This window comes from Actinomyces sp. HMSC075C01, from assembly GCF_001812965.1.
GTDB lineage: Bacteria > Actinomycetota > Actinomycetes > Actinomycetales > Actinomycetaceae > Actinomyces > Actinomyces acetigenes.
The window spans coordinates 71,474-95,915 of sequence record NZ_KV810964.1; the positions used below are offsets into that span (position 1 = coordinate 71,474).

General features: G+C 67.0%; 24 protein-coding genes and 2 tRNA genes. 21 read left to right on the forward strand and 5 right to left on the reverse strand.

Going from position 1 to position 24,442, the window contains the following annotated elements:
• Nucleotides 1–150: 150 nt before the first annotated feature.
• From yidD to rpmH, 3 genes are read right to left on the reverse strand one after another with little or no spacing between them, the layout of a single operon-like run.
• A complete protein-coding gene (yidD, locus tag HMPREF2883_RS02875) occupies nt 151–435 on the reverse strand; it encodes a membrane protein insertion efficiency factor YidD (protein ID WP_070658896.1) in 285 nt (94 codons plus the stop codon).
• A 22-nt stretch (nt 436–457) separates the two neighbouring features.
• The gene (gene rnpA, locus HMPREF2883_RS02880; protein ID WP_075371194.1) at nt 458–826 is read right to left on the reverse strand and encodes a ribonuclease P protein component; all 369 of its coding nucleotides are present in this window, start codon (nt 824–826) and stop codon (nt 458–460) included.
• Nucleotide 827: 1 nt separating this feature from the next.
• A complete protein-coding gene (rpmH, locus tag HMPREF2883_RS02885; RefSeq protein ID WP_026426261.1) occupies nt 828–965 on the reverse strand; it encodes a 50S ribosomal protein L34 in 138 nt (45 codons plus the stop codon).
• A gap of 598 nt (nt 966–1,563) precedes the next feature.
• On the opposite strand from rpmH, the gene dnaA reads away from it, so the two are divergent.
• From dnaA to HMPREF2883_RS02970, 18 genes are all read left to right on the forward strand, one after another.
• Nucleotides 1,564–3,252 carry a chromosomal replication initiator protein DnaA gene (gene dnaA / locus HMPREF2883_RS02890; RefSeq protein WP_070658897.1) on the forward strand — a complete coding sequence of 563 codons (1,689 nt, stop codon included), beginning with the start codon at nt 1,564–1,566 and terminating at the stop codon, nt 3,250–3,252.
• 724 nt (nt 3,253–3,976) lie between these two features.
• Nucleotides 3,977–5,107, forward strand: a complete 1,131-nt coding sequence (gene dnaN / locus HMPREF2883_RS02895) for a DNA polymerase III subunit beta (protein WP_070658898.1) — start codon at nt 3,977–3,979, stop codon at nt 5,105–5,107.
• 13 nt (nt 5,108–5,120) lie between these two features.
• The gene (gene recF, locus HMPREF2883_RS02900; protein ID WP_070658899.1) at nt 5,121–6,338 is read left to right on the forward strand and encodes a DNA replication/repair protein RecF; all 1,218 of its coding nucleotides are present in this window, start codon (nt 5,121–5,123) and stop codon (nt 6,336–6,338) included.
• Nucleotides 6,331–7,008: a DciA family protein gene (locus HMPREF2883_RS02905; RefSeq protein ID WP_176747127.1), complete on the forward strand. Its 678-nt coding sequence runs from the start codon at nt 6,331–6,333 to the stop codon at nt 7,006–7,008. The genes recF and HMPREF2883_RS02905 overlap by 8 nt, the downstream gene beginning before the upstream one ends.
• A gap of 326 nt (nt 7,009–7,334) precedes the next feature.
• Nucleotides 7,335–9,362, forward strand: coding sequence for a DNA topoisomerase (ATP-hydrolyzing) subunit B (gene gyrB / locus HMPREF2883_RS02910; protein WP_070658900.1), 2,028 nt, complete (start codon nt 7,335–7,337; stop codon nt 9,360–9,362).
• Between the two features lie 68 nt (nt 9,363–9,430).
• A complete protein-coding gene (gyrA, locus tag HMPREF2883_RS02915; RefSeq protein WP_070658901.1) occupies nt 9,431–12,112 on the forward strand; it encodes a DNA gyrase subunit A in 2,682 nt (893 codons plus the stop codon).
• A complete protein-coding gene (locus HMPREF2883_RS02920) occupies nt 12,109–12,606 on the forward strand; it encodes a DUF3566 domain-containing protein (protein ID WP_003788494.1) in 498 nt (165 codons plus the stop codon). The genes gyrA and HMPREF2883_RS02920 overlap by 4 nt, the downstream gene beginning before the upstream one ends.
• Before the next feature lie 49 nt (nt 12,607–12,655).
• Nucleotides 12,656–12,729: transfer RNA gene (locus HMPREF2883_RS02925), tRNA-Ile, on the forward strand.
• Nucleotides 12,730–12,759: 30 nt separating this feature from the next.
• Nucleotides 12,760–12,894 (forward strand): DLW-39 family protein, encoded by a 135-nt coding sequence (locus tag HMPREF2883_RS15215; RefSeq protein WP_009396342.1) that lies wholly within the window; start codon nt 12,760–12,762, stop codon nt 12,892–12,894.
• Nucleotides 12,895–12,926: 32 nt separating this feature from the next.
• Nucleotides 12,927–13,002, forward strand: a tRNA-Ala gene (locus HMPREF2883_RS02930).
• A 97-nt stretch (nt 13,003–13,099) separates the two neighbouring features.
• Entirely contained in the window at nt 13,100–13,618 is a 519-nt protein-coding gene (locus HMPREF2883_RS02935; RefSeq protein ID WP_070658918.1) for an HXXEE domain-containing protein, read from the forward strand.
• A gap of 37 nt (nt 13,619–13,655) precedes the next feature.
• Nucleotides 13,656–14,372: a CPBP family intramembrane glutamic endopeptidase gene (locus HMPREF2883_RS02940; RefSeq protein ID WP_070658902.1), complete on the forward strand. Its 717-nt coding sequence runs from the start codon at nt 13,656–13,658 to the stop codon at nt 14,370–14,372.
• Nucleotides 14,369–14,758, forward strand: coding sequence for a hypothetical protein (locus tag HMPREF2883_RS02945; protein WP_070658903.1), 390 nt, complete (start codon nt 14,369–14,371; stop codon nt 14,756–14,758). Before HMPREF2883_RS02940 ends, HMPREF2883_RS02945 begins: the two co-directional genes overlap by 4 nt.
• Nucleotides 14,755–14,958, forward strand: a complete 204-nt coding sequence (locus HMPREF2883_RS02950; protein ID WP_070510341.1) for a helix-turn-helix transcriptional regulator — start codon at nt 14,755–14,757, stop codon at nt 14,956–14,958. Before HMPREF2883_RS02945 ends, HMPREF2883_RS02950 begins: the two co-directional genes overlap by 4 nt.
• Before the next feature lies 1 nt (nt 14,959).
• Nucleotides 14,960–15,460 (forward strand): MarR family winged helix-turn-helix transcriptional regulator, encoded by a 501-nt coding sequence (locus HMPREF2883_RS02955; protein WP_070658904.1) that lies wholly within the window; start codon nt 14,960–14,962, stop codon nt 15,458–15,460.
• Between the two features lie 136 nt (nt 15,461–15,596).
• A complete protein-coding gene (locus HMPREF2883_RS02960; RefSeq protein WP_070658905.1) occupies nt 15,597–16,568 on the forward strand; it encodes a quinone oxidoreductase family protein in 972 nt (323 codons plus the stop codon).
• A gap of 65 nt (nt 16,569–16,633) precedes the next feature.
• Nucleotides 16,634–17,083, forward strand: a complete 450-nt coding sequence (locus HMPREF2883_RS02965; protein ID WP_070658919.1) for a GyrI-like domain-containing protein — start codon at nt 16,634–16,636, stop codon at nt 17,081–17,083.
• On the forward strand, nt 17,080–17,928 hold the full coding sequence (locus tag HMPREF2883_RS02970; RefSeq protein ID WP_070658906.1) for an AraC family transcriptional regulator: 849 nt from the start codon (nt 17,080–17,082) through the stop codon (nt 17,926–17,928). The genes HMPREF2883_RS02965 and HMPREF2883_RS02970 overlap by 4 nt, the downstream gene beginning before the upstream one ends.
• 99 nt (nt 17,929–18,027) lie before the next feature.
• Here HMPREF2883_RS02970 and HMPREF2883_RS02975 read toward each other — a convergent pair whose 3' ends face one another.
• Nucleotides 18,028–20,664, reverse strand: a complete 2,637-nt coding sequence (locus tag HMPREF2883_RS02975) for a CshA/CshB family fibrillar adhesin-related protein (protein ID WP_070658907.1) — start codon at nt 20,662–20,664, stop codon at nt 18,028–18,030.
• A gap of 550 nt (nt 20,665–21,214) precedes the next feature.
• Here HMPREF2883_RS02975 and HMPREF2883_RS02980 point away from each other — a divergent pair.
• Nucleotides 21,215–21,976, forward strand: a complete 762-nt coding sequence (locus tag HMPREF2883_RS02980; RefSeq protein WP_070658908.1) for a Rossmann-like domain-containing protein — start codon at nt 21,215–21,217, stop codon at nt 21,974–21,976.
• Between the two features lie 135 nt (nt 21,977–22,111).
• Here the strand turns inward: HMPREF2883_RS02980 and HMPREF2883_RS02985 are convergent, their stop codons facing one another.
• Nucleotides 22,112–22,657 (reverse strand): hypothetical protein, encoded by a 546-nt coding sequence (locus HMPREF2883_RS02985; RefSeq protein ID WP_070658909.1) that lies wholly within the window; start codon nt 22,655–22,657, stop codon nt 22,112–22,114.
• A gap of 177 nt (nt 22,658–22,834) precedes the next feature.
• On the opposite strand from HMPREF2883_RS02985, the gene HMPREF2883_RS02990 reads away from it, so the two are divergent.
• On the forward strand, nt 22,835–23,356 hold the full coding sequence (locus HMPREF2883_RS02990; protein WP_070658920.1) for a peptidylprolyl isomerase: 522 nt from the start codon (nt 22,835–22,837) through the stop codon (nt 23,354–23,356).
• A gap of 185 nt (nt 23,357–23,541) precedes the next feature.
• Complete coding sequence (locus tag HMPREF2883_RS02995; RefSeq protein WP_070658910.1) at nt 23,542–24,396, forward strand: rhomboid family intramembrane serine protease; 855 nt, start codon at nt 23,542–23,544, stop codon at nt 24,394–24,396.
• The last annotated feature ends 46 nt before the right edge of the window (nt 24,397–24,442 follow it).

Here is a 24,442-nt window from a genome sequence, read left to right on the forward strand (position 1 = left end):
GATCGTGACCATGACCCAGGCCACGGCCACCTTGAGGGGCCACAACAACGTGTCCATCCGTACTCCTTGTATGAGGGTTCTCGTGCGAGAGGTATCAGTGCGGGCTCAGGGTCTGAGCCGGCGTCGTGTCCACTGGTTCAGCAGGCTCGGTCAGGAGTCCTCGACCATGAACCTCGGAACGTCACGGGGATGGTGGTATCGCCACTGCTCCTTGTCCGGGACATGATCGACTCCACCGGGCGTCAACGGGTTGCATCGCAGCAGACGCCACAGGGCCAGCAGCATGCCCTTGATCGGACCATGCACCTCCAGCGCAGTGACGGCGTAGGCCGAGCACGTGGGGTAGTAGCGACAGGAGGCCGGCAGGGCCGGAGAGATGAAACGCTGGTAGAAACGCACCGGAGCCACGAGGACTCTTGTCAGCCATCCGCTCATCGCTCACCCGCGACCTGCCGGCTCACCGCCGGCGCCCTTCGGCCCGATGCTCCCGGCACCGGCTCAGAAGCCGATCCAGGTCCCGTCCCAAGGTGCTGCTGTCGGCGCCGTCGGCACCCGCCAGTCCGCGCACGACCACGCGGGCCCCCGGTTCCAGGGAACCGAGCCGCTGCGCCATGAGGGCTCGCACCCGACGCTTGATGCGGTTGCGGCGAGTCGCCAACGGGACCTGCTTCTTGGGCACGACGACGCCGACGAGAGCCGGGGAGTCATCCCCTCTCCCGCCGGCGTGGTAGTGCACGACCAGCCTGCGGTTCCCGCAGCGCGTACCCCGACGAATCGCGGTAGTGAAGTCCTCACCCCGCGCTAATCGGTGCGCCGCGCCGAGCACCTCAGGCGGCGAGGCGAGCGCGACCCTTGCGGCGCCGCGAAGCGAGGACGGCGCGGCCTGCGCGGGTGGACATGCGCTTACGGAAGCCGTGCACCTTGGCACGACGACGGTTGTTCGGCTGGTAGGTCCGCTTGCTCACGGGCTTAACTCCTGCTTGAGGTGATCGGAACAGTGCATCGCGAGGTTCGCGGCACTGTCGCTCGTGCGGCTGCCCCATGGTTCGGGACCTGACTCCGCGCGAACGTCTGCAACAGCCTACGTTTGGCCCTCTTGCCGGTCAAACGAATGTGGCCGACTGTGACCACCGTGACCGGTGGCGTCATCCACATCCTCTCCACACTCCGTCCACAACCGGGGTCGTCCGTGTCCACGGCTGTGGGAAGCGCTGCGTCCACACCCTTGCGGATATGTGGATAACTCCTTGACCTGTGCGTACCTCCTCGAAAGCCCCGTCAATGACGACACATCTGTCATTCCGCGGGCTCGCAGCACATGATCGGAGCCATCCATACCTACTGTTTTCAGAGTTTATTCTGAACGTTATCTGTGAGTCATCGCTCTGTGTGTCCCCAGGTGTGGACAAGGCTGTGGAGAACCAGCATGATGGGACGCCTGGTCAAGACCTTCCGGTTCGCCAGCTCCACACAACCCTGTCATCATCGACACAGGGCCCCGGCCGGCGTCGGTCGGGTTGCAAAGTCACCGGGTTCATCAACCATGCCGATCAGGAGTCCGTCGTGCCCGACGCCGCCAATACCAAATGGCTCTCAGCCCTTGAGGTGCTCTCCAGCTCCGGAGAGCTGGGCCAGGGCAAGATGTCCATGATCCGCATGACCCACCTCATCGACGTCGACGGCACACTCGTCCTCGTCGTCGGATCGGCCTTCGCCAAGGACATCGTCGAGCAGGCACGTGCCCCCATCAGCGCCGCCATCAACCAGGTCTGGGGCCGCCCCATGCCCATGGAGGTCACGGTCGACACCTCTTCGGAGGCCTCGCGCGCGCCCATGCCCCCAGTGGCCCCCGAGCCCGTCAACCTGGCGACCGTCGCCCTCGCACCGGCATCCTCCCCATCCCCCTCGGTCCCGCCCCAGCCGTCGAGGCCCTCCACCGTATCGGCTGTGTCGGACATGTCGGCTGCGCCCACCGCTCCAACGGTGCCCGCCTACGGGGAGCAGCTTGCCAAGCCCTCGCCCTACTCGGCGAGTGCCCCCTCACCGATGCCTCACTCCCAGGCCTCCGCATCCTCGGCACCATCAACGATGCCCGGTTCCCTCCCCGCCAGGTCGAGACTTCCCGGCACCTACAGCCCCGGGAGCACCAGCCCCCAGAACCCCACCGGGCTGCTGACCCCCACGGCGGCCCATGACGTCTCCCAGCTCAATCCGAGATACACCTTCGACACCTACGTCACCGGCTCCTCCAACCGCTTCGCCCACGCCACCGCGCTGGCCGTGGCCGAGGCCCCGGCCCGCGCCTACAACCCCCTGTTCATCTACGGCGGCTCCGGCCTGGGCAAGACGCACCTCCTGCACGCGATCGGCCACTACGCCCAGACCCTCAACCCGGGAATCCGCGTCAAGTATGTCAACTCCGAGGTCTTCGTCTCCGACTTCATCGCCTGCGTGCGCGACGGCAACCAGGACGACGGCCGCATGGAGGGCTTCAAGCGCCGCTACCGCGAGGTCGACATCCTCCTGGTCGATGACATCCAGTTCCTCCAGGGCAAGGAGTCGACCCTCGAAGAGTTCTTCCACACCTTCAACTCCCTGCACTCCTCCGGCAAGCAGGTAGTCCTCACCTCCGACCAACCCCCCAAGGCCCTCGGTGGGCTCGACGAGCGCCTACGCTCCCGCTTCGAGTGGGGCCTGCTGGCCGACGTCCAGCCCCCGGACCTGGAGACCCGCATCGCGATCCTCTCCCGCAAGGGCACCGCCGAGGGCCTCGACCTGCCCTTCGACGTCCTGGAGTACATCGCCTCACGCATCACCACCAACATCCGCGAGCTCGAAGGCGCACTCATCCGGGTGACGGCCTTCGCCTCCCTCAACAAGCAGCCCGTCGACCAGACCCTGGCCGAGATGGTCCTCAAGGACATCATCTCCGACCCCGAGGGCCAGGAGATCACGACCTCCCTCATCATGGCGCAGACCGCCGACTACTTCGGCATCACCATCGACGACCTGTGCTCGACCAACCGCTCACGCACCATGGTCTCGGCCCGTCACATCGCCATGTACCTGTGCCGTGAGCTCACCGACCTCTCCCTGCCCAAGATCGGGCGGGAGTTCGGCGGGCGCGACCACACCACCGTCATGAGCGCCGACAAGAAGATCCGCACCCTCATGGCCGAGCGGCGCTCCACCTTCAACCAGGTCACCGAGCTGACCAGCCGCATCAAGCAGGCCGCCCAGTCTCCCGCCTGACCCGACGACGCACCGTCCCCCTCGGGACGTCGGCTCCGAGGCTTCCGCCCTGAGCCGCCCTACTCCACGAGGGCCGGGATCCACTGACCGAGGGTTGTGCGTACTGCACGAAGGCCCCACCTACCCGAAGTACCCCCAACCCTCCTCCAGTAGCACCCCACCCTCGTGCATTACATCCAGACGACACCGGACACATCCCGGACGACCGTGACCGGCCCGCTGTGGACGGTGCTGAGGACGGCACGTGGAGGAGCGAGCGTGTCGCTGTGGAGGTAGCGCACCCCCACTGTGGAATGACATGAATGTCATTTACTCTCTCCACCGGGACCCTCATCTGCTCACCAGAACCACCCACGTGTCATTCCCCAGCGCCACTGGCGTCATAACAGCGAAAGATCCGGTTATCCCCAGCATCCACACGTGCTACTACACCTACAAACCCAAATGACATGAATCGCGAAGCACGATCGGCCAACGAGGCCGAACCCGGACCGGCGGGCGCTTGTCATTCAGGGAGGCGTATGGGAGGAACATGGGTGATCACTGGTGACAGGGTGACTCTCACGGACTACCGTCTACACTCTCGACCCAGGACTGCGTACCCAGCGACGCCGTTCCGATGACGATTGTCCGCCGGCGACCTGCTGGCACCACGTTTTTTCTCGGCTCAGTAGTGCCACGACGCCTACCGGCCGACCGACCACGATTGACGGAGGCATCTACCGTGAAGCTCAGGGTTGACCGAGACATCCTCGCTGAAGCCGTCACCTGGACTGCTCGATCCGTGCCCGCCCGTCCGCCGGTACCTGTGCTCGCCGGAGTTAGGCTGGAGGCCACGGGCTCCAGCCTGGTCCTGGCCTCCTTCGACTACGAGGTCTCGGCCCGCTGCGAGGTGGCCGCCGACGTCGAGGAGGACGGCGTCGTCCTGGTCTCCGGACGGCTCCTGGCCGATATCGCCAAGGCACTGCCGAACAAGCCCGTTGATTTGGAGGTCGAGGGCAACAAGGTCGCCGTCTCCTGCGGATCGGCCCGTTTCTCCCTGGCGGCCATGGCCGCTGACGACTACCCGGCGCTGCCGGTCATGCCCGCCGTCGCCGGAACGATCGACGCCCACGACCTGGCCCGCGCCGTCGGCCAGGTCTCCATCGCCGCCTCCCGCGACGACACCCTGCCCCTGCTCACCAGCGTCCAGATCGAGGTCGAGGGCAGCTCGCTGGTCCTCATGGCCACCGACCGCTACCGCCTGGCCATGCGGGAGCTGACCTGGTCGCCGTCCAACACCGAGCTGTCCACCACGGCCCTGCTCAAGGCCCGCACCCTCTCCGACGTCGCCAAGTCCCTGACCTCTTCCGGAGACGTGACCGTGGCCCTCAGCAGCGAGTCGGCGGCCTCCAGCCTCATTGGCTTCGAGGCCGGCGGCAGGCGCACCACCTCCCTGCTCACCGACGGCGACTACCCGCCGGTACGCCGCCTCTTCCCGGAGTCCACCTCGATCCACGCCACCGTGGGCACCGACGAGCTCATGGCCGCGGTGCGCCGCGTCAGCCTCGTCGCCGACCGCTCCACCCCCATCCACATGTCCTTCACCCAGGGCAACCTGGAGCTTGACGCCGGACAGGGCGACGACGCCCAGGCCACCGAGCAGCTCGTCGCCCACCTCGAGGGCGACGACATCTCCACCGCCTTCAACCCCGGCTACCTCCTGGACGGCCTGGGCGCCCTCAACCAGCCCTACGTCCGCCTCGACTTCACCCACGCCTCGAAGCCCGCGGTGCTCACCGGCATGGACTCTATCGGGGGCACCGAGGACTCCTCCTTCCGCTACCTGCTCATGCCGATCCGCTTCGGAGCCTGAGACCCGACGGTGCATGTACGTCTCTGACCTCTCCCTGGACGACTTCCGCTCCTACCGCAGCCTGGTGCTGTCCCTGGAGCCGGGCCCCAGCGCCTTCGTCGGCTCCAACGGGCAGGGCAAGACCAACCTCGTCGAGGCCATCGTCTACCTGGCGACCCTCTCCTCCCACCGGATCGGCGCGGACACCGCCCTCGTGCGGCGGGCGGCGCCGGGGCAGGCCCAGCCGGCCGGCGCCGTCGTGCGTGCCCGGGCCGTCCACGGGGAAAGACCCAGCGTCCTGGAGATCGAGATCATCGCGGGCAAGGCGAACCGGGCCCGCCTCAACCGGGGCGGCTGCCGGCCCCGCGACCTGCTCGGGGTGCTGCGCGCGGTCGTCTTCGCCCCCGAGGACCTCTCCCTGGTGCGCGCCGAACCCGGGGTCCGCCGGGGCTTCCTCGACGACCTGACGGTCACGCTGCGCCCGGGCCTGGCCGGGGTGCGCGCCGAGCACGACAAGATCCTCGCCCAGCGTGCCAGCCTCCTGAAGTCGGCGCGCGCGGCCCGCTCCTCGACCGCCTCGATGCTCTCCACCCTGGAGGTCTGGGACGCCCAGCTCGCCGCGGCGGCCGCCCGGCTCATCGCCGCCCGGGTCGACGTCGTGCGGCGCCTGCGACCCTGGGTGGCCTCCGCCTACGAGACCGTCTCGGGGACCTCCGGGCAGCGCTCCCGCGCCCAGATCGCCTATCGCTCGAGCCTGCTGACCCACGAGGGAGTCCCGGAGCCCGACCCCCACGACGAGTCGGCCTGGCTCGCCGGGGAGGAGACGCTCCTTGATGAGACCATCGTGGCCACGCGCCTGGAGAACGCCATGGGTGAGCTCCACGCCCGGGAGATCGACCGCGGTGCGAATCTCGTCGGCGCGCACCGCGACGACCTGAGCCTGTTCCTGGCCGGTCTGCCCGCCCGCGGATTCGCCTCCCACGGCGAGCAGTGGTCCCTGGCCCTGGCGCTGCGCCTGGCCTCCTACGACATGCTGCGCACGGACATCGACGCCTACGGCGGGGACGGCGAGCCGGTCCTCATCCTCGACGACGTCTTCGCCTCCCTCGACGAGCAGCGCCGCCGCGCCCTGGCCCAGATGGTCGCCGGAGCCCAGCAGGTCCTGCTGACCGCCGCCGTCGACGACGACGTCCCCGCCGAGCTCGCCGGCGCCCGGTACCGCGTGGCCGACGGTGAGGTCACCCGTGGTTGAGCCCCCCGCACCCGCCGGTGACGGCCCACTGCCCGATGTCCTGGCCCAGCGGGCCCTGACCCGCCAGCGCGCCCAGGCCTGGGAGAAGGGCGACAGTCGCGTCCCGGTCCGCAGGCTGCGTGAGCCGGCCAGCGGTTCCGGGAGCGAGGGCGCGCAGCAGGCGGCGCCCTGGGACCAGCGCCGCGAGCTGGCCCGCGCGCTGGGACAGAACCCGGATGACCCGGCCGACCGGGGCCCCGGGCTGGCGCGGGGGCGCGACCGGCCCGGCCCCACCCCCTTCGACCCCCGCACCGGGCAGCGCGAGCTGCGCCGTATGGTGGCCGACAACGGCTGGGCCGGAAAGCTCGCGGTGGCCGGCGTCGTCGCCCGGTGGCGGGCCATCGTGGGCGAGCAGGTCGCCGAGCACTGCACCATCGAGTCCTTCGACGCCGGGCGCATCACCCTGCGCGCCTCGTCGTCGAGCTGGGCCCAACAGCTCCGACTCCTCCAACCCACCATCGAGGCCAGGATCGTTGAGGCCCTGCGCTCGGGTCCCGGCGGCCGCCAGGCCGGAGGGATCAGCACCGGCGACGGGGTGGAGCTGCGGATCCTGGGGCCTGCCGGCCCGACCTGGAAGCGCCGCGGAGTCGGCCTACGCGGCGCCCGCGGTCCGCGCGATACCTACGGATAGCGGCAGCGCGGGTATCATTGGCAACGCACCGGTCGGAGCCGTCGTCGTCGGAAAGACACGGAGCGGGCGCCCGGCGTCGGGCGGCGCGGTGACCCATACGAGACAGAGGTGACCACGGGCACGCTCCCAGCTGCTCACGGCGCAGCGGTTCACGGGCCCATCTACGCTAGAATGCGGTGAAAACGCCCAAGGTGCGCCCAGGACCGTCCTGATGTACCCACCTACGTGTGCGCACGATTCTCCTCAGGATCGTCGTGTGAAGGGGCCGGACGGAGACATCGGACCACTGAGGTCCCGATGCGCACAGATTGAGGAGCAACTGACACGTGTCTGACCAGGACGCCACTGTGAATCACGATTACGGAGCCTCGGACATCACCGTCCTCGAAGGGCTCGAAGCGGTCCGGAAGCGCCCCGGCATGTACATCGGTTCCACCGGTGAGCGGGGCCTGCACCACCTCGTCTACGAGGTCGTCGACAACTCCGTCGACGAGGCCCTGGCCGGCTACTGCGACCATATCGAGGTCACCATCCTGGCCGACGGCGGCGTGCGCGTCAGTGACAACGGCCGTGGCATCCCGGTTGACGAGCACCCCACCGAGCACAAGCCCACCGTCGAGGTCGTCATGACGATCCTGCACGCCGGCGGCAAGTTCGGAGGCGGCGGCTACGCCGTCTCCGGCGGTCTGCACGGCGTGGGCATCTCCGTGGTCAACGCCCTGTCCACCCGGGTGGATACCGAGGTCCGCCGGCAGGGTTTCGTGTGGCGCATGTCCTTCGCCGACGGCGGCCGCCCCATCACCGAGCTCGTCAAGGGCGAGGCCACCGAGTCCACCGGCACCACTCAGACCTTCTACCCGGACCCGACCATCTTCGAGACGGTCGACTTCGACTACGAGACGCTGCGCCGTCGCTTCCAGCAGATGGCCTTCCTCAACAAGGGCCTGCGCATCACCCTGACCGACGAGCGCCTCGGCGTCCAGGACGCCGGCGACGAGATCGCCGGGGACGACTCGGCCCCCGACGCCCCCGAGGTCGGCTTCCGCACCGACTCCTACTGCTACGAGCACGGCCTGCGTGACTACGTCGCCTTCCTCAACAAGTCCAAGAAGGCCGAGCTCATCCACCCCGAGATCATCGACTTCGAGGCCGAGCAGTCCTTGGGCGAGAACCACTCCATCAGCCTGGAGATCGCCATGCAGTGGACCAGCGCCTACTCCGAGTCGGTCCACACCTACGCCAACACGATCAACACCACCGAGGGCGGCACCCACGAGGAGGGCTTCCGCACGGCCCTGACCACCCTGGTCAACAAGTACGCCCGGGACAAGGGTCTGCTCAAGGAGCGCGACGACAACCTCACCGGTGACGACATCCGCGAGGGCCTGACCGCCGTCATCTCCGTCAAGCTCTCCGAGCCGCAGTTCGAGGGCCAGACCAAGACCAAGCTCGGCAACACCGAGGCGCGCACCTTCGTCCAGCAGACGGTCTACGCCCAGCTCGGCGACTGGCTGGACTCCCACCCCGGCGACGCCCGCGCCATCATCACCAAGGCCTCCCAGGCCGCCGCCGCGCGCCTGGCCGCCCGCAAGGCCCGCGAGGCCACCCGCCGCAAGGGCGTCCTGGAATCGGCCTCCATGCCGGGCAAGCTGCGCGACTGCTCCTCGAAGAACGCCGCGGACTCCGAGATCTTCATCGTCGAGGGCGACTCGGCCGGTGGCTCCGCCGTCGGCGGCCGCGACCCCGAGCACCAGGCGATCATGCCGATCCGCGGCAAGATCCTCAACGTGGAGAAGGCGCGCCTGGACCGGGCTCTGTCCTCCGACACGATCCGCAGCCTCATCACCGCTTTCGGCACCGGTATCGGCGAGGACTTCGACATCGCCAAGCTGCGCTACGGCAAGATCGTCATCATGGCCGACGCCGACGTCGACGGCCAGCACATCGCCACCCTTCTGCTGACCCTCCTGTTCCGCTACATGCGCCCGCTCATCGAGCACGGCCACACCTACATCGCCATGCCGCCGCTCTACCGGCTCAAGTGGTCCAACGCCGAGCACGAGTTCGCCTACTCCGACGCCGAGCGCGACAAGCTCCTGGCCGCCGGACAGGAGCAGGGCCGCCGCCTGCCCAAGGACGGCGGGATCCAGCGCTACAAGGGTCTGGGCGAGATGAACGACCACGAGCTGTGGGAGACGACCATGGACCCCACGACCCGGATCCTCAAGCAGGTCACGCTCGATGAGGCGGCCGACGCCGACGAGACCTTCGCGATCCTCATGGGTGACGACGTCGAGCAGCGGCGCTCTTTCATCCAGCGCAATGCCTCCGACGTCCGCTTCCTGGACATCTGAGCGGCACCGAGCCACACGTGAAGCGCCGGCCCGCTGCCGGCGACCTCCTCTGAACACGAAGGAATCCTGTGAGCGACGAAGTTGAAGAGATCATCGGCGACGAGGGAGCGACGAACGCAGCCGCCCCCGAGCGCATCCAGCCGGTCGACCTCCAGATGGAAATGCAGCGCTCCTACCTCGACTACGCGATGAGCGTCATTGTGGGCCGGGCCCTGCCCGACGTGCGCGACGGGCTCAAGCCGGTCCACCGCCGCGTCCTGTACGCCATGTACGACGGCGGCTACCGCCCCACCGCCTCCTTCTCCAAGTCCTCCCGCGTCGTCGGCGACGTTATGGGGACCTACCACCCCCACGGCGACAGCGCCATCTACGACGCCCTGGCCCGCCTGGTCCAGTGGTGGTCGCTGCGCTACCCGCTGGTGGCCGGCCAGGGGAACTTCGGCACCCCCGGCAACCTGGGGCCCGCCGCCCCCCGGTACACCGAGTGCAAGATGGCGCCCCTAGCCATGGAGATGCTCCGGGACATCGACGAGGACAGCGTCGACTTCCAGGACAACTACGACGGACGCAACCAGGAGCCGGTCATCCTGCCGTCGAGGTTCCCCAACCTCCTGGTCAACGGCTCCGAGGGCATCGCCGTCGGTATGGCCACCCGTATCCCGCCGCACAACCTGCGCGAGGTCGCCCGCGGCGCCCAGTGGTACCTCGAGCACCCCGACGCCTCGCGCGAGGAGCTGCTCGACGCCCTCATCGAGCGGATCCCCGGACCCGACTTCCCCACCGGCGCCACCATCCTGGGTCGGCGGGGCATCGAGGACGCCTACCGCACCGGCCGTGGTTCCATCACTCAGCGGGCCGTGGTCAACGTCGAGGAGATCCACGGCCGCCAGTGCCTCGTGGTCACCGAGCTGCCCTACCAGGTCAACCCCGACAACCTGGCCGACAAGATCGCCCAGCTCGTGCGCGACGGCCAGGTCACCGGCATCGCCGACATCCGTGACGAGACCTCCGGGCGCACCGGTCAACGGCTGGTCATCGTCCTCAAGCGCGACGCCGTGGCCAAGGTGGTCCTCAACAACCTCTACAAGCGCACCCAGCTGCAGGACAACTTCCCGGCCAACATGCTCGCCCTGGTCGACGGGGTGCCACGCACCCTGAGCCTGGACGGGTTCGTGCGCCACTGGGTCGCCCACCAGATCGACGTCATCGTGCGCCGCTCCCGCTTCCGCCTGCGCAAGGCCGAGGAGCGCCTCCACATTCTCGAGGGCCTGCTCAAGGCGATCGACGCCCTCGACGCCGTCATCGCCCTCATCCGGCGCTCACCCACCACCGAGGAGGCCCGCACCGGCCTCATGGGTCTGCTGGACGTCGACGAGGCCCAGGCCGAGGCCATCCTCTCCCTCCAGCTGCGCCGTCTGGCCGCCCTGGAGCGCCTCAAGATCCAACAGGAGTCCGAGGAGCTGCGTGCCCGCGTCAAGGACCTGCGCGAGATCATCGCCTCCCCGGAGCGCCAGCGGGGCATCGTCTCCGACGAGCTGGCCGAGATCGTCGAGAAGTACGGCGACGAGCGCCGCACCCGGATCGTGCCCTTCGACGGCGAGATGAGCATGGAGGACCTCATCCCCGAGGAGGACGTGGTCGTCACCATCACCCGCTCCGGTTACGCCAAGCGCACCCGCACCGACTCCTACCGCTCCCAGCACCGCGGCGGCAAGGGCATCCGCGGAGCCACGCTGCGCGAGGACGACGTCGTCGACCACTTCTTCGTTACCACGACGCACCGCTGGCTGCTGTTCTTCACCAACTACGGCCGCGTCTACCGCGCCAAGGCCTACGAGCTGCCCGAGGGCGGGCGCGACTCCAAGGGCCAGCACGTGGCCAACCTCCTGGCCTTCCAGCCCGGCGAGGAGATCGCCCAGATCATGGAGCTTCAGGACTACGACCAGGCCGACTACCTGGTCCTGGCCACCCGCCGCGGCCTGGTGAAGAAGACCCGCTTGAGCGAGTACAACTCCAACCGCTCCGGCGGCGTCATCGCCATCAACCTGCGCCAGGACGAGGAGGGTAACTACGACGAGCTCGTCTCCGCCCGCCTCCTGAGCACCGGGCAGGACCTCCTGCTGGTCTCCCGCGCCGGCCAGTCACTGCGCTTCCACGCCGATGACGACACCCTGCGCCCCACGGGCCGGGCCACCAGCGGGGTGACCGGCATGCGCTTCCGCCCCGGCGACTACCTGCTGGCCATGGACGTCGTCGACCCCACCTGGCAGGACGCCGACCTGTTCGTCGTCACCGAGGGCGGCTACGCCAAGCGCACCAACGTCGTCGACTACCCCGTCAAGGGCCGCGGCGGCCTGGGCGTCAAGGTCGCCAACCTCGTCGAGGCCCGAGGTAACCTCGTGGGCGCCCTGGTGACCGACTCCGGCGACGAGGTTTTGTGCATCATGGCCTCGGGCAAGGTGGTTCGCTCCGCCGTCGTCGAGGTCTCGCGCACCGGCCGGACCACGCAGGGCGTGACTTTCGCCAAGCCCGACGCCGGAGACCGCATCATCGCGGTGGCCCGCAACACCGAACGGGACATGGAGGAGGCGGTCGATGCCGCCGATAGCGCCCCGAGTGCTGAGTCGGCGGACTCCACCGATCTGGCCCAGGCTCACCAGGCCCCGGAAGGTGACACTGGCGACTCTCCTGCGGACTCAGCAGCGGACACGGTAGCGTTGGAAAACAACGAGAGTGAGGTCGAAGCATGAGCCAGCCGGTTTCCATGTCCCCTGACGGTGGGCAGTCCGCAGGCGCCGCATCCATTGTGGGTGGCGCGGATGCCTCCGGCAGTGCGTCGGGCGGCAAGAGCAAGAAGAGCAAGAAGACCATCGCCGGGCCGCGCCGCGTGCGTCTGGCCCTGACCCGGGTCGACCCCTGGTCAGTGATGAAGGCGAGCTTCCTGCTCAGCTTCGCGGCGGGCATCATGCTCATCGTCGCCACGGCGGTCGTGTGGTTCATGCTCGACGCCATGCATGTCTTCTCCACCATCGAGGATCTCGTCAAGACGGTCGCCGGTGAGCGCTCCAACACCTTCTCCGCGATCGTGGCCTACCTCGAGCTGCCGCGGGCCCTGGCCGTCTCCACGATTGTGGCCGTGGTGGATATCGTGCTGGTGACCGCGCTGACCACGCTGGGCGCCTTTCTCTACAACATCACCGCCACCCTCGTTGGTGGGATCCATCTCACGCTTGCGGACGAGTGATCGGATTTGGTCTGTCATGGCCGGACAGGTTAATCTTCTCCGGTCGCAAGGGCCTATAGCTCAGTTGGTTAGAGCGCATCCCTGATAAGGATGAGGTCGCTGGTTCGAGTCCAGCTAGGCCCACCGTCCGCGGTGAGACGATGAGGAGGTTTCATGAGGAACCGTGCAGTCGTATCAGCCGCGGTCTTTTCGTTCCTGGCCGCTGCGGGGTATGCCGCGTGGCTCAGGTTCGAGGCGGCCCGCATGGAGCGGGCCGCGTGGGCCGAGGTCACCGACCCCGTTGACTAGCAGCTGACGGAACCGGTGAGGATCCTCCCCGAGGGGCCATGGCGCAATTGGTAGCGCACCTGCTTTGCAAGCAGGGGGTTACGGGTTCGAGTCCCGTTGGCTCCACCACTGATTTCTCATACTCCCCGCTCCCCGAGATGGGCCATGATGGTGGTCCGCCTCGGGGATTCTCTCGTCGGTACAATGTGTGCCGGAGGTGACCGTGATGGATCCGGTGTCACTGGCGACCGGAGGGCTGTTCTTCTCATGGCTGGCGCATGACCTCGAGGAGTTGGCCACGATGCCCGGCTGGACACACCCGCTTTTCGACAAGGTACCCTTCCTGCCCGCGGACATCCGACGTCACGGCTGCTCGCGTGAGCACGTCTACCTAGGGATCGGTCTCATGGGTGTCCTCATGGCTGTTGCCTCCATTGACGGCTACCGCACCTGTGGACGCTCGCCCGTCTACCAGGCCGCGCTATACGGCTACGGCATGCACACCTTCAGCCACCTGGGCTCAGCGGCCCTGGCCCGGCGCTACACACCGGGGGTGGCGACGGCGCTGCCGGTCGTCCTGCCCTTCTGGATCTTCGCGAAGCGGACGCTGCGAGCTCATGGGGTCGAGGTGCGCTCCCACCGGTGGGTGATCCCCGCCTTCCCGGTCATCGCCGGCACAACCCTGGGCAGTGCGTACCTAATGACGACGGGGCGGTCGAGGGAACGTCGTCGAGATGGAAAGTAACCTTGACTGTATGACAAGGTCGCTTTATATTTGAGGCATGACTTCCTCACCTGACGTCATAAGAACCGGGCGCAGCGTGGTGGTGCTTCTCCTGATGCGAACCGTCCTGCTCTTCGCCGGCACCGGTATCGTTCTGCCCTTCGTCGACTGGAGCTATAACCGGGCCCTTGTCTGGACCAACGTGACGGTAGTGATCGCTGACGTCATCACTCTGCTTGTCTTGTCTCAGATGCTGGCTCGGAAGAATCGTCGCCTGCGTGATCTCCTGGCTCCCAGCCGGCTGGGCACAGCCTGGGGACTGCTGGCATTCATCATGCTGTTCATCGGATTCTTCATCTCGACTTTCATTGGCAACTTGGTTGCGTATCAGGGGCCTCCTCCCGCCTCAGGAGGATTGCATGGTGTTCCCTTGTGGATGGGATGGTGGGCTTTGCTCGTCATGCCGGTGACGATAGCCCTGGCAGAAGAAGGCTTGTATCGCGGGTATGCAGCCGAGGTTCTCGAATCTCGTTGCCATAGGAACGCGGCACTCGTCGTTATCGCATTCTTCTTCGCGCTTCAGCACACGGCATTGACGCCATTGACTCCGCGGGCGCAGCTCGCCAGGTTCGTCACCACCTTCTTGGTGGGGATGCTCATGGGGTGCATGCGTTGGCGGTGTCGTGGCGGTCTGTGGCCGCTGGTGGTCGCTCACTGGGGTCTCGATGTGCTTGGTCTTGGGCTTCCGGTTCTGTTAGCATCGCAGGTATCATGAGTAGTGACCGTAAAGCACACGTCGCCTACCTCGTTCGGTTCACCATCGGCATGGTGCTTTATTCTCTGGCTATTTTCGCCAACAGATTCTGGCTCCATTTCGTGGAGGGGACGCCATGGCGATTCATTGTTGTGCTGCTTCCCATGATCGGAGCCTGCGTGTGCGCGTGGGCAATGAAGAGGATGTTCCAAGAGATTGATGAGATGCAGCAGAAGAAGATGCTGGATGCTCTGGTCATCTCTTCGGCGGGCACGATTCTCACCTGTATTGCCTATGGCTTTATGGAGGAAGTTGGCCTGCCTCTTCTCAGCGCCTCATGGGTCGTGATGGTGTGGGGAGTGTTCTTCATCGTCGGAACATTGTGGACGGCCTGGCGGTACCGGTGAGGAACGCACTTAAGGTCCTGCGCGCCGAGCGCAGCTGGACCCAGGCTCGGCTCGCCGAGGAGCTGGGTGTCTCCCGCCAGACGGTCAACGCCCTGGAGGCCGGGCGCTATGACCCCTCCCTGCCGCTGGCCTTCACCATTGCTCGCGTCTTCGGCCTGACCATCGAGGAGATCTTCTTCCCCGATGACGACGCCTCCTAGGATGAGCACCGTGAGCCGCACCGTTGACATTCCGCCCCCGAGGCGAGGACGTCGCGAGCTCATCGAGGACACCGGGGTGCGGCTCGGCCTGCACATCAAGTCGGCCGAGCAGGCCATGATGGCCGCCAAGACCCAGGCCCTGAGGAGCTTCGGCCTCACCGTGGCCCAGTACGCGGCCATGCTCTCCCTGTACTACGTGCCCGAGCAGTCCTCGGCCCAGCTGGCCAGGGCCGCCGCGGTCACTCCGCAGACGATGGCTACCGTCATCGCCAAACTGGAGCAGAAGCGACTCGTCACCCGCCGCCCCTCCTCCGACCACGCCAAGGTCCTCATCGCCTCACTCACACCCGAGGGCGAGGCCCTGCTACTGCGCGCCGACAAGGTTGCACGCCGCATCGAGCAGCGTATGGCCGAGGCCTTCACCGCCAAGGAGCGCCAGCAGCTCACCGAGATGCTCGGGCGCGTCACCTCTCTCCTGCGCGACGACCTCATCGCCGAGTAGCGGCCGAGACATCGACGATCACTGCTGTCTCGGGTCCAAGATCACCACTGCCTCCGCGAATCGCGGCGGTGCTGCTCCGTGTTGTGTATCAGGTATCTGATATGGTGTTGGCGACTGATACAGGAAGGTGTTGCTCATGAAGGCCATGCAGATCGTCAGCTTCGATGGCCCGGCGTCCGGGTTGCGGTACCAGGAGGCTTCCACCCCTGAGCCCGGACCGGGTCAGATCGCCGTGGATGTGGACCATGCCGGTGTCGGCTACGTCGAGGCGCTCTTCACCGAAGGACTCGTGCCCATCGACCTGCCCTGGACTCCCGGGCTGGAGGTGAGTGGTCGAGTCCGCGCCCTCGGCGACGGGGTGGATGGCTATCGAGTCGGGGACGCCGTCGTCGCCCTGACCATCACCGGGGGTGGCGGCTACGGGCAGGTTGCCGTGGTTCCTGCGGAGCTCGTCGCACCGCTCCCGGCGGGAGTCGATCCGGTCCTGGCCGCCGCAGTTCCGGCCAACTCGACGACGGCGCTCGTCGCCCTGGAGGAGATCGCCCACCTGCGCCGTGGTGAGAGTGTGCTGGTCCACGCTGCTGCCGGTGGTCTTGGCTCACAGGTGGGTCAGGTGGCCCGGCTGCTCGGGGCGGGCCGCGTCGTCGGCGTCACCCGCAGCGAGGTCAAGCGCCGGGAGATCCTGGACCTGGGCTATGACGAGGCCTGGCTGACTGAGGACCTCGCGGAGGCCGACCCCGCTCAGTTCGACGTCGTCGCCGACCCGGTGGCCGGCCCGGCCAGGCTGCGCAGCCTCGACCTGCTGCGTACGGGTGGACGGCTCCTGGCTTTGGGGGACGCCTCCCAGGCGGAGGACCAGCAGGTGAGCACCACGTCGCTGTGGCTGCGGGGCATTGGCGTCATCGGCTTCAACCTCGGTGCCTTCAGTCGGGCGAACCCGGCGCTCGTCGGAGGCCACCTGAGGCGCGCGGTGGAGCTCGTGGCCTCCGGAGAGCTCCGTGTCCACGTCACCGACCGCCTCCCGATCCAGGACGCGGCGCAGGCCGTCACCGCGGTGCGCGCGGGAACCACCACCGGCAAGATCGTTCTGACCCACTCACAGGGCTGACGACCCGCCCAGGTCCGCAAGATTCGTCAGTGAGTTCTGGGCGCCATATGAGCATCATGGTGCGCATGAGAGAAACGATCGGCTCCTTCGACGTTGTCGGCCTGCCTCTTCGGACGTCGAACCGAGAGGCGGCCCGCACCATTCCTCCTCACTGGCGGGCCGCTGCCGACGCCGGGCTCCTCGCACCCGAGAAGCCCGGCGTCGGCCCCGGCATCTATGCGGTCTACACCGACTACGAGACTCCCGGCGACGATGTCGACGGTGTCTACACCCTCGTCATCGGCAGGCGCATCGAGGCCGGAGGTCCGGTTCCCCCTGGCCAGGTGACTGTGACGATCCCGAACTCCACTCGCGACATCCTCATGCTGGCCGATGCTCGGCCGGAGAGTGTCTATGACGCGTGGGTGGATGTCTGGGCCCGCGAGGACCTGACCCGTGATTATCGTGCCGACTACGAGTATTACGCTCCGGACGGCTCGATCCACCTCTCCATTGGGGTCCTTTCGGACGCATGAGGGCTGAGCAGTACCAACGCCAGCTCGACGTTGTCACCGACTACATCTACACGCATCTTGACGACGACCTCAGCCTGGAGACCCTCGCTCACGTCTCCGGGTTCTCCCGCTATCACTGGCACCGCATCTACCGGGCGGTGCGCGGGGAGACGGCCGCTCAGACCGTACGCCGTCTCCGTCTGGAGCGGGCTGCCGCCATGCTCACAGAGACCTCGTGGCCGGTGGAACGGATCGCCTGGAAAGCCGGGTTCACCGGCACCGAAGTGTTCAGTCGAGCCTTTCTCCGCGCATATAGGACGACTCCCAGCCGATTCCGCATCGGTGGACGCCCGGCATCGATCGACTCACCAGTGACGAGTTGTGGTTCAGGATCGACGTCGTCGGTGAGTCAGGACCCGGGGTGGGCGGTGCGCGTGGAGACTCGCCGCGGCTATCGACTTGCCGTATCCGAGCACCGTGGTTCCTATATGGATATCGGCCGGGCGTTCAGCCGAGTCAGAGACCGTGTGGGCTCCGGGAGTCTGATGGTTGCCATCTATGAGGACGATCCCGATGCCGTTCCCCCGGCTGATCTGCGCTCGGCGGCTGGAACCGTCGTCGACCCCGGTACGAAGATTCCCCACGGCCTTGCTGAGAGGATGGTGCAGGCCGGCCGGTACGCGATCATGCGTTACATCGGCCCCTACTCCTCGATGCATGCCGCCTACCGGTGGCTCTACGGTCAGTGGCTGCTGAGCTCGGGCGAGGAACCGCGAGACCATCCGATCATCGAGGAGTACCTCACCGACCCGGCGACCACCCCACCTGTCGACGCCGTCACCGACATCCTCCTGCCGCTCCTGTGAGGCATCCGCACCGAGGGAGCACACAGATGGGCGGCAGACACCTCGATGTCTGCCGCCCATCAAGGTTTTCCTGACCACTCACTCAGGTCATGAATCGAGTCAGGAGTTCAGGGCCCGCCGGCGTCGGTAGGCCTGGACCAGCATGACCGGTACTGTGATCCCCAGCACCGCCCCACCGGCGATGAGGAAGGTGTCGGCCGCGCTCCCTCCGGTGAAGGGGATGGCGGGCACCGCCGACTTGCGGTTGGAGATGTTGCCCAGCGCCACGACCTGCCCCTGGGAGGAGATGGTGATGGTGCGGGGGGTGGCGTCCAGGATGTAGCCGGTCGGCGGCTTGGTCTCGACGAGCCGGTAGGAGCCGTAGCCCAGCTCCGCCAGCGTGAAGGCTCCGGGGTTCGCATCGGTGTCCAGGCCGCCCTGGGCGCAGGTGCCCACGCAGTCGGTGATGGTGCGGGCCTGGTCCGGCTGGGGCCTGCCGTTGGAGTCCACGGGGATCAGTGACCACTGGGCGCCCTTGATAGGGTTGCCGCGCTCATCGGTCTTGGTCCAGGTGGCCGATCCCTTGATCCGGGTGTTGGTGACCTGCCCCAGGTCGAGGGTGGGGGTGTTGTCGTCCCTGCTGGCGGCGGGCGCTGATCCGTCCAGGGTCTTGGTCACGGTGGTGCTGGACAGGTGGTAGCCGGCCGGCGCCTGGGTCTCGGTGATGGAGTACTCGCCCCAGGTGAGCCCCACAACCTTGAAGTACCCGGCACGCGGGTCTTGGTCCACCGAGCCATTGGGGCACGTGGCCTTGCCGCCGGCGGCGACGCAGTCGGTCACTTCCTTCCGTCCGCCGTTGAGCGCCGGCGAGGACAGAGTGAAGACGGTCCCCGCCAGGGGGTTGCCGGCGTCGTCGACCTTGCTCCAGATGACCTGCCCGGGCACAGCCGTGTTGACCATCGTGCACTGCATCCACTCACCGGTGGCCAGATCCAGGGTCTTGGAGGCGGTGTTGACCGTCGATGACGGAGTCCTGATATCCGAGTTCGGGTGCGGCGCGCAGGAGACGGTGGCCTTGTACCCGGCGGACTTGGGCGACGACGAGGACTCCGACAGCACCGTCTGGCCTTGGGGCAGGTAAGCGGCGTCGAAGCCGCCGGCGCCTGAGGCGGTCTTACCGCTCTTGGGAGTGGCGGTGAGCGTCCAGTCCTTGGCGGACAGGCCCAGGGAACCGGCCGCGGTGTTGTCCACCTGCTTGACCATGGTCAGGTTGGGCAGCTGGACCTGCACCTGGTGGTCCTCGACCTCACCATTGACCGTGATGCCGGTGGGCTGAGGGTCCTCGGCTGCCTGACCGTTGGGCGGGCGACCGGTGATGCGCAGACGCATGAAGGTGGCGGCACCGTTGCCATTGATGGTGCTCCGCTTGGCGTCCTGGGGGACGGTCCAGGTCACGGTGGCCTTACCGGCGCTGGAGCAGGAGGTCACCGCGGAGCGCTCACCGGCGGAGAAGACGCCATCTCGGTTCCAGTCCACCCAGCCGGCAATCTTGGTGTTACTGCCCGAGCAGGTGATCTCCTGGCTCCACTTCTTGCCGATGTCGGTCCAGATGACGCGGTCCCAGCCGGCGGGCAGGGCGTCCTCATCATCAATATCCGTGGTGTCGTCCCTCGAGGCGTCAGCGCTGTGAGCGACGCTGTCATCGTTGTCCGTCAGGGCACCCAGGCGCACGACGGCGGAGTTGGTGGTGGCCACGTTCCTCCGGTCCGCCGCCTCACTGAGGTTGTACCAGTCTCCGGCGTCGCCCTCATACGGTGTCTTGCCGCGGGCGATGTTGCGCTCTCCGTTGTCAGACAGCTCCCCGCCGCTCCAGGCCGGCTGGAACACGCTGCCGGCGACGCCGTAGCTCTCCGGGGCGTCGCCGTAGTCCATGTAGGAGACGACGCCGAGGGCGACGGCGCCCCGACCGCCTCCGTGGATCTCGACATAGCCACTGCGCATGTTGCTCAGCAGCATGACCGAGGAGGGACCGTAGCCGTTAGGGACTTTGGCACTGCACTCGGCGTCGTCCGGGCGGAACTTCAGGCCGGGCCTATCGCCAACAGGTGTGGACACGGAGACCTTGCCCACGACGGAGTTCGTGATGCACCCCTGTGTCCGAGCACTCTCCAACAGGCGGTAGGTGACGCTTTCAGAGGCGACGTAGGGGATCGGGGAAACGGAGATGTACTCCTTCTGGCCGTTCGGTATGTGCCAGCTCGAGGCCTCAGCATCGGCGAAGACCATGCCCTCCATGGGCACTTCCACCTTATTGGGGAGACGCTCCAGCTGGCTCTTCGCGGGCTGGGAGGCGGAGGTGACGAGGTAGGCGCTGCACTCGACCTGGAACTGCTGCGTGGAGGAGTCCCTCAGGTTGGCGATACCCACAGGCAGGTTCGACGAGGTCATCTGGGGCTTCTTGGCGACCCCGGCGGTGTAGTTGGTGCCGTCGTTGTACAGGTGAGACAGGCCGTCGCCCCGCCAGTTACCCGGTTTGTATCCGACACTCAGGCCCCGATCCGTGGGCAGGCCCGGCTCATCCTTTCCTACGGCAGTAGTACGCACATTGGAGATGGTGCAGCGGCTGGTGCGCCACATATCACCGGAGATCCGTGAAGGAGTCGACCAGACCACGCCGGTGCTTCCATCGGGAAGGACCATCGTGCCTTTTCCGGGCACGGTGTTGGTCATCTCAGTCCAGTCGATCCAGTCGATCACCTGAGTGTATTTTCCCGATCCTCCGGCAGGATTGCCATGAATGGCCTCGGCCGGGGGAACCAGGAGCGTTGCAGGACCCAGTGCGGCAGCGATCAGCGTGAACACCGAGATCGCGGCGCCGCTCCTCAGTCTCTGGTGAGACTGGCAGGAGGGTTGACATGATGACGTCAGTTCCCGCCGGCGTGAGCGGACGAAGAATCGGCGAAGCATGAAGCGCTACCTCAGTTTTAGGGGAATGGGCCTTGACACGGTAGCATTACGGAATTCCACAGAGAGACACAGTAAGATTCCTGTAACTCAACAGCAATCAATATCACGATTGAGTGTCATCAATGAATGATGTCCTCGGTTGGAAAGTGACGTATCGGTATTCTTCTGGGGCGATCATGGGTGCAGGTTCATCGTGTGGGCAGCGGTGCTCGGTTCTGTCTGCACTGACGTGATGCCGTGAGGAGTCGTTGAGGCGCTGGGGTGAAGGGCTGCGCCGTCGGACGGGACTGCTTAGGATAGGCCAGGCTCAGTTACCACTCGGTCGCGGAAGGATGAAGTCATGTCACAGCCATGGGAGATCTACGACGCGCTTCTTGACGGACTGCCTGACGACGTCGTCGTGCGCACGGCGGGCCAGGGACCCCGCTGGAGCCGCGTCCTCAACTCCGCCGGCGGCGTCGGTACGGCCTGGACCATGGATGTGCGCAGCCGCCCGGCCCTCAGCGGGGACGGGCCGCTCGACGGACGGCCACTGCGCGACGTTGGCGCCCTGGCCAAGTCCTGGAACCTGGCTGAGGCCAGCATCGGCCAGGCCGCCATCAACTCCTGGTACTCGCGCGAGCAGACGGCTGCAGCCAACGGATTCGAGCCCACCGGGGAGGGACTGACCTGGCGCCAGGTCTTCGACCCCTACCAGGAGATGATCGTCGGCAAGAGGGTCGCGGTCATCGGGCACTTCCCCTTCGCCGAGGCCGCCCTGGCCGGCGCCGGTGAGTACATCTGTCTTGAGCGCAACCTTCAGCCCGGTGACTGGCCGGACAGCGCCTGCGAGTACATCCTGCCCGAGTGCGACGTCGTCTTCATCTCCTCATCGAGCTTCGTCAACAAGACCGCGCCGCGCCTCATCGAGCTCTCCCGCCAGGCGCACACTGTCCTGGTGGGGCCGTCGACGCCGCTCAACCCGGTACTCCTCGACTACGGCGTGGACACCATCACCGGTTTCGTCGCGGCGAGGTCACTGAGCGACCCCGTCTCCCTGGCCGAGATGGTCCCGGCCGGCGACATCGGCCCCGGCTTCCGGGTGCACCGTCATCGGGCCTGAACCGGTTGCCGCCGCCACCGGGGCCGGCCTGTGGAGGCCGGTCGCGCCCAGCGGCAGGGAATGACAACTGGAATGACGACGGCGCCGCACTGGGTCATATCCAGTGCGGCGCCGTCGTGAATTCAGAGGGGGCCGTCAAGCCTGAGCGTCCTCGGGGCTGATGCCGTAGCCGGCCTCATCCTCGGTGGAGTCGGCCCAGTACTCCTCGGCCCACGGGTCCTCAACCGGCTGGCTACGACGCCACACGACGTAGGCGCCGGCAGCGGCCGCGCCGGCGACGGCGAGCCAACCCAGGGTCTTGAGCACGCGGTGCTTCTTCTGCTTCTTCACGGGAACCTCCAATGCGGCGGACTTTGCGGCAACAGCCACGCGCTGGGCGCGCTCTGTCAGAGTACCGTCAGTACCCGCGGCAGCCTGGGCAGCCACGGCGGCGCGCTGCGCACGCGGGATGTAGTCCTCGACAACCCGGTGACGGGCCTCGTGGACCACCGGCTCCAGACGCTCCTGTGCGTCCTTGGCGGCGCGGGCCACGCCCTCGGCGGCCTTGCTGACGTGCGGAGCAGCCCACAGGGCAGCCTTCTCAGCCTGATCAACGACGGATCCGGCAAGGGATGCTGCCTCCTTGCGCAGATGAGCGGTGTCGAGTTTCTTGTCGCAGCATGTCTTCATCAGGCAGGGCATGGTTGCCTCCCAGGTTGGAAACGGATACAGACGGTTGTTGTGCAACGTGCACCAATGGTCGCACCCCTGCGCGGCCTGGCCCACACGATGTCCAGACGTTTTGCCTGGGGTGAACAGCACCGCACGCCGCTGAGGGGTTCATGCCGATGGGGTCGGGACCGTGCCACCATGGCACTCATGGAAGCGACTCTTCACACCAACCTCGGTGATATCCGCCTGGAGCTCTACCCCGAGCAGGCTCCTGAGACCGTCTCCAACTTCGTGGGGCTGGCCACCGGCCAGAAGGCGTGGACGGATCCACGCACCGGCACGGAGTCCCACTCCCCGCTGTATGACAACGTCATCTTCCACCGCGTCATCCCGGGTTTCATGATCCAGGGCGGTGACCCGCTCGGTGACGGCACCGGAGGACCCGGCTACGTCTTCGACGACGAGATCGACGCCTCCCTGACCTTCGCCGCCCCCTACGTCCTGGCCATGGCCAACGCCGGCCGCCGCCTGGGCAAGGGCACCAACGGCTCGCAGTTCTTCATCACCACCGCCCCCACGGAGTGGCTCCAGGGCAAGCACACGATCTTCGGTGCTGTCACCGACGAGGCCTCCCGCGCCGTCGTCGACGCGATCTCCGCTGTGGAGACCGACCCGCGCGACCGCCCGGTGCAGGACGTCATCATCACCTCGGTGGACATCACCGAGTAGTTCCCAGGAGGGGACGAGGCGGCTGCTCGGCAACGAGGAGCCTGCCACCGCACCGCTACCGAACCACTGGAATCTGGTGTGATTCGCCTCTGTGACGCCGCTGGGACCTGCGTCCCGGCGGCGTCATCGTATCCGGTCCACCTGTCCCAACACGCCAGCCCCGATCATCCGCACAGGAGTATCCGATGACCTCGATGAACTCATTCGCGCAACAGGCACCGCCGGTGTGCCCGCGCCACCCGGACACGGTGACCTACGTGCGCTGCCAGCGCTGCGACCGACCCACCTGTCCCGCCTGCCAGGTACCCAGCTCCGTGGGGGTGCACTGTGTGGACTGTGCTCGTCAGGCTCAGGCCGGTCGACGTCAGGCGCGCACGCCGCTGGGCGGGAACGTGGTCTCCGGTGCCCTGGTCACCAAGATCCTCGTCGGCCTGTGCGTCGTCGTCTACGCGCTTCAGGTCTTCGTCCCCGAGGTGAACGCGCAGTCGATGGAGCTCCGCCTGGGCTTCGTGCCGGCACTGGCCGTCTACGAGCCCTGGCGGTTCCTGACCACCGCCTTCCTCCATGCGAACTACATGCACCTCGGCTTCAACATGTGGGCCCTGTGGGTGCTGGGCGGCGTTCTTGAGCCGGTGCTCGGGCGATGGCGCTTCACCAGCGTGTACCTGCTCAGCGCTCTGGGCGGCTCGACGATGATCTACTGGCTCTCCTGGCCGGGCTCGGACTCCTGGCTCACGCTGACAGTGGGTGCCTCGGGAGCGGTCTTCGGCCTGTTCTCCGCCATGTTCATCGTGCAGCGGCGCTTCGGGCGAGACACCTCGGGGATCGTGGCGCTGGTGGCGATCAACGCCGTTATCTCCTTCCTGGGGGCCAACATCTCCTGGCAGGGGCACCTCGGTGGGCTTCTCGTCGGAGGGATCGTCTCGGCGATCTACGCCTGGGCTCCTCGGGGGAAGCGGCAGGCTGTGGGGATCGCCGGGACCATCGCGGTCGCGGTGGCCCTGGTGGGGTTCGATCTGCTTCGGGCCTTTCTCGCCTGAGACGCACCGCCCCTGTGTTGTCTCATGACTTCTGGGAGTTTCGGAT